The following is a 4,890-nucleotide window of genomic DNA, read 5'->3' as shown; positions in this document are numbered from 1 at the left end:
GCTCTTATGTCATCTCTTCTTTTGTCTTATGTGTAGCCTGTATAGCCAAATCCTCAAAACAATCCGCTAACTTTTTGTAACAAAAAAACTGCAAACAATTCATTGAACTCCAAACTATCTATACCACTAAATACTAAGGGGGCGCATAGCTGTCCTAAATTCTCTTTACAGAAAACAAAAAAACAAAACGCTGCACAAGAAAAACTCAAATGCTTGAATTTTTTCTTTCAACGTATGCGCTGATATTTGCTTGCATATCGTCTTAAAAATCCATTTTCCACCAAGGTTCGTCTTAATCTCGCAAAATCTAAAGTAAAAAGGCTACATATTTTTGATGTTTCTGTTTCGCGATAGTTTTTTCCTATTTGAAATGCTTCTGCAATTTTTGTAAGTATATCTTCTGTTTCTAAATGGCGATCGCTAAAATTTTCCATATTTCGTACATTTTTATCTTCTAGCGCTTGCCATAATTTATCGATTGCTTGAAATCCCTTTGTTGTGTTTTGAATAAGACTAAGGTTTAAAAGGCGATTAATAGATTTGTGAATGTTTTTGGTCTCTGAATTGACAAGTTTGAGGATATCAGAAAGAATTTTAGCACCAAGTATAATAACAGTATAGACAGCGCGTAGTGTCGGTGAGGTCATGGCAGAAATGAGCGAATTATAAGAAAAATGATTTGGCTGTATTGCACATGGATATCAATAGAATATTATTCGTGCAGAATGTAGCTACCTTACGCTTGTCTACCCCATAATCCTTTAAGCTATGAGACAATTTGCAACGGAGTTTACAGAGCAATCTTTAAAGACCGTTTTGAGCTTTTTTGCCGCAGAGTGTGTTACAAAATCATAATTGAGCCATTTATGGCGAAGTGTTTTAGGCACTCTTGTTGTGCCACCGGTTGCAAAAATTATATGTGACATGGAAGCTGCTTATTTTTTAGTTTGCATGAGGCACAGGCAAGAAGCAAAGGCGGAGGCACCAACAATCATGCAAAAGGTGAAAGCGATATGATTGTTGAAATGGCTGATGATCCATCCACTTGTCCATGAGCCGGCAGCTTGGCCAATATTTGAAATAACAAGAATATAACTAAAAAGAACACTGGCAGAGAGGGATGTAGTTGTTTTCCCTGCTTGATAGTATATTTCTGGAACCATGACAGATTCATAGACACTGTAGGCAATTAACGCAGTCACAGCGGTAAAGACGCCACCCATGAGGAAAAATGCAGCGAAACTTCCCATAAGCCATAATAGGTAGAAAGTTGATTTATCAGAAAGGCTGAGATGTTTATTGATTATTCCTTGCCAGATACAAATACTGATGCCAACAATTGAAAAGAAAATTCCACTATAAGGGGCGAGATTTCTGTCAAATTTACTGAGAAGTGTTGTGGTGGTGATGAAAATTCCCATGAGGAATGTACAAAGCAAAGCCGTGACCAGCAAATAAGCAATAGAACGATTATGTATTATTGTTTTTAAAGAAGAAAGAAAAGGATTCTTTATTTTTTTATTCTTTTCAAGAGATAATGTTTTATGTGGGTAATGATAAACAATTTGAATGGATAGAACACAAAGATACAAACCAATGAGTGCAAAAAAAAACATTAAGAAGGTCGATGCGTTGTATTTTATGGCACTTGTTGCAACAAGAGGGGCGATAACGACAGCAGCATTTTGAAAAAAAGAATAGAGAGTTAATGCGCGTTTAAGAGCATTTTCATTGAGATGTTCTGATAAAATTTCTCTCAAAAATGGCTTTGAAATTGCTTTCGAAAAAGCCATTAAGGTAAAAAAGATCAACCATGCAGAAGGTGTGAGCGATAGGATAATGCACACAAAAGCGCTACTCCTTAAAATAAAGGCGGTAGCCATTAAGAGTTTACGCGAAAATCTTTCTAATAAACCCGTTGTGGTTACCATGAGAATGCTTTCAAGGAGTACTGATCCAGCGAGATAAAAAGCAACATTGGCAGCAGTTATGAGAGAAGAGTTTCCAAGCAGAGGGAGTACAAAGAAAAAGGAAAATTCAGAAAGAAAAACTGTGCTATAGATGAAAAAAGTTATTTTATTTTTGCCCATGGAATTTCCATAGAAGTGTTGTTAAATGATCAAAGACATTTTGTTGTATCTTTTGAGGAAGTTTTGCCAGCCCTGTTTTTGCTGTGCACATTTCGTTGAAATAGTATCTTTCTTGATTCACTAGCCAGTCCAATGCAAGAATATTGTTTTTTCTACGATGTTTTTAGAAATATCGAGTATGATTTGGATTGAGCAACAACACTGTGCCCGGATGTTCGCGCAACAATCGTAAGATCATTGAGACCTTGATCCTATATCTTCTCCTGATGGGTTTGACTGTTTCTAACCCTATTTAATAACCAATTGACATCCCGCACTCTTGTTCCTCCCCATTGCATCTCTTGCGAAGAGAGCACGCTAATCTCATCTCCATAGATTGTCAACATATGAATGGGATGAATGATTTTGTAACCTTTTAATGAAATTACATTTTTTTAGTGGAAGGTTATTCATTCTCTTGAAATAGAGAAGAAAAACGATAGCGTTCGCTAATCATTTTTCAATTCTCTTTTAGCGCATACGTTGATATTTTCCTCCATGGCGTTGTAAAAAACCTCTCTCAACAAGAGTGCGTCGTAATCGGGCAAAGTCTATCGTAAAGAGGTTGCATATCTTGGAAACTTCCGTTTCGCTATAGGTTTTTCCCATTTGAAAGGCTTCACCAATTTTTGATAGCATCTCTTCTGTTTCTAAATGGCGGTCGCTTAAATTTTCCCTATTCCGTTCATGTTTATTTTCTAGCATTTTCCACACTGTCTCTTCGGCTTGAAATCCTTCTGTTGTGTTGTGAATAAGTCCAAGATTCAAAAGGCGATTGATGGATTTGTGAATGTTTTTGGCATCTGAATCGACATGTTTGAGGATATCAGTAAGATTTTTTGCACCAAGGATGATGGTGGCATAAACAGCGCGCAGTGTCGGTGATGTCATGGCAGAGATCAGTGAATTGCGGGTATTGCGTTTGTGAAGGGTTTCTTTTCCCATGGGCAAAAGATCGTTGCGAATGGGAAGTTCATTGATTTCTATGAGTTCTGCTTGTAGTGATTGTGCGCGTACAATTTGTTCGGCTGGGGTGCGTTTGCGAATAATTCCCAGACCACCTTGGCGATATTTGTGGTTTTCGGGGAGTGTTAAAGCCTCATAGGAGCCATCAAGCCGATAGAGGAGTTCTTCCCAGATAGGGGTTCTAACACGTCGAACCCGTTGTTCGCCATTGAGAGCAATTGTTGTTATCATTGTTGGTTCATGCAAACAAAGATAACCACCAGGTGTGATATGTTCCCAAAGGGTTAGAACAAATCGTACATCATCTGCGGGGGTTCCTGCATCAATCCAAGCAAAATCTATTGGCGCCCAAGATTTGAGGGTGCTTTCATCAAGAGAGAAAAAATTTTCATTGATAAATGTTACAGTGTCTTTTTTAATGCTATCTTTAAGAAGTTCTTGCCATGCTTCTTCTGCTGATTGACCTTCTACTGTAAAATCATCAATTGTGATAAGCCGTGGTTCGTAATTCTCAAGGACTCCTGAAGGATCAAGCAACGCTGTGCGCTCTTCCCAAATGGCGGATTCTAAAAGCTTTTTATCTTGTTGCCATGATAATTTCGCTTTTTGAAGTGCTTTTGCGATAAAGCGCGTACTATCACCAGCACCGATTTCAATGACTGTGCGCGGTCTTGCCATTTGAATAAGCGTATGGATAAGTTGAGCACTATTTTCTGTTCCCATGCCAGGTCTTATCAGCTGCATCTTTTTATCCTTATAATGTGAGCAATCGTAGCATTCCTGCTTTTACAAGAAACTTTATTGAATCCTCTAGCGGGTATTGAAGATGCATTGGTGTGGCAGCTTTCTGCAAGAGATGTTTTGTTTTTTCATGAAGCCGGATTGTGCGCCCATTAAGTTGATTAATGGCAAGAGTGCCAAGAGGAGAATCGATGATACGACATGTTGTCTCTCGTAAAAGAGCTGTTGCATCATTTTCTGAAAAGGCTTTTTGATCTGTTTCGATGAGACCGTGTCGTAGCAGTGATATCAAAAGACTTCCAGAGGCAAGAAGAGTACCATTGAGTTTGATTTCTTTTAAGGATTGGACAAGGCAGCCTTCACGAAGTGCTTCAAATATGGGAAAGTCGAATCCGCCAAATGTCGCTCCTTTTGTAGAAACAATGGTGATGGGTTGTATTTGCCGTTTGCCAATGAGTGCTGGTTTGTTTCTCGTTATCTGTACGTCCTTTGCCCATTGAACGCGTGATAAAGGATTGAGTTCACGTGGGTAGACAGCGAAAGAATTGATGGCTATAGGTGGTGTTGGTTTTTGCAATTCAAGTGTGTGGATGCTTTCATTCAAGTCATGTAGCATATAGTCTGCCAGTTGCCATACATAACCACCTGTTCTATTGTAAAAGTTTAAGCCTATAGGGTCTTGTTGCATGATGTTAAACTGTTTTCTTCTGCTTTGAAATATCAAGTTTTGGCAATGGTTGTTTGCTGGGGTTGTTTGTTCCTCCACACGAGAATGGTTTATCAAAATCACATTGCTTGGTATGGGGTTGCATGGGAGATACAATAATTTGATTAGGTGATGATTTTTATGCCATTTTTGGGCATGGTTTTTTTCGAGAGAAAAGATGGCAAAGTTTGCTAGGCATTATCCCATTCCTTTTTTTGCATAGCGCGGTTTAACGTAAAGCCTAATAGGCCTGCGATCATGGTGGCAATGCCAATGATAAACAGTGTGCTTTGGGTGTGATGCACTTTTACAAAACCAGCTCCTAGAAAGCCAAGGCACACCGCTGTT

5 protein-coding genes and 1 pseudogene are annotated in these 4,890 nt (G+C 38.7%); all 6 read right to left on the bottom strand.

All coding sequences use genetic code 11. The features are described 5' to 3' along the window. Positions 1-227: 227 nt before the first annotated feature. Complete coding sequence (locus ACFIL7_RS09030; RefSeq protein WP_375634985.1) at positions 228-647, bottom strand: DUF2087 domain-containing protein; 420 nt, start codon at positions 645-647, stop codon at positions 228-230. 114 nt (positions 648-761) lie between these two features. Further along, the gene (locus ACFIL7_RS09025) at positions 762-926 is read right to left on the bottom strand and encodes a hypothetical protein (protein WP_375633262.1); all 165 of its coding nucleotides are present in this window, start codon (positions 924-926) and stop codon (positions 762-764) included. A gap of 9 nt (positions 927-935) precedes the next feature. Further along, positions 936-2,090, bottom strand: a complete 1,155-nt coding sequence (locus ACFIL7_RS09020) for an MFS transporter (RefSeq protein WP_375683535.1) — start codon at positions 2,088-2,090, stop codon at positions 936-938. 510 nt (positions 2,091-2,600) lie between these two features. Further along, positions 2,601-3,839, bottom strand: coding sequence for a DUF2087 domain-containing protein (locus ACFIL7_RS09015; RefSeq protein WP_375683534.1), 1,239 nt, complete (start codon positions 3,837-3,839; stop codon positions 2,601-2,603). 10 nt (positions 3,840-3,849) lie between these two features. Continuing rightward, positions 3,850-4,620, bottom strand: a complete 771-nt coding sequence (locus tag ACFIL7_RS09010) for a hypothetical protein (protein WP_375637055.1) — start codon at positions 4,618-4,620, stop codon at positions 3,850-3,852. Positions 4,621-4,733: 113 nt separating this feature from the next. Continuing rightward, positions 4,734-4,890: pseudogene (locus ACFIL7_RS09005) on the bottom strand (MFS transporter); the annotation flags it as partial.

Source organism: Bartonella sp. AP3QHHD, assembly GCF_042195765.1.
GTDB lineage: Bacteria > Pseudomonadota > Alphaproteobacteria > Rhizobiales > Rhizobiaceae > Bartonella.
This window is presented reverse-complemented; position numbering and strand designations above follow the sequence as displayed.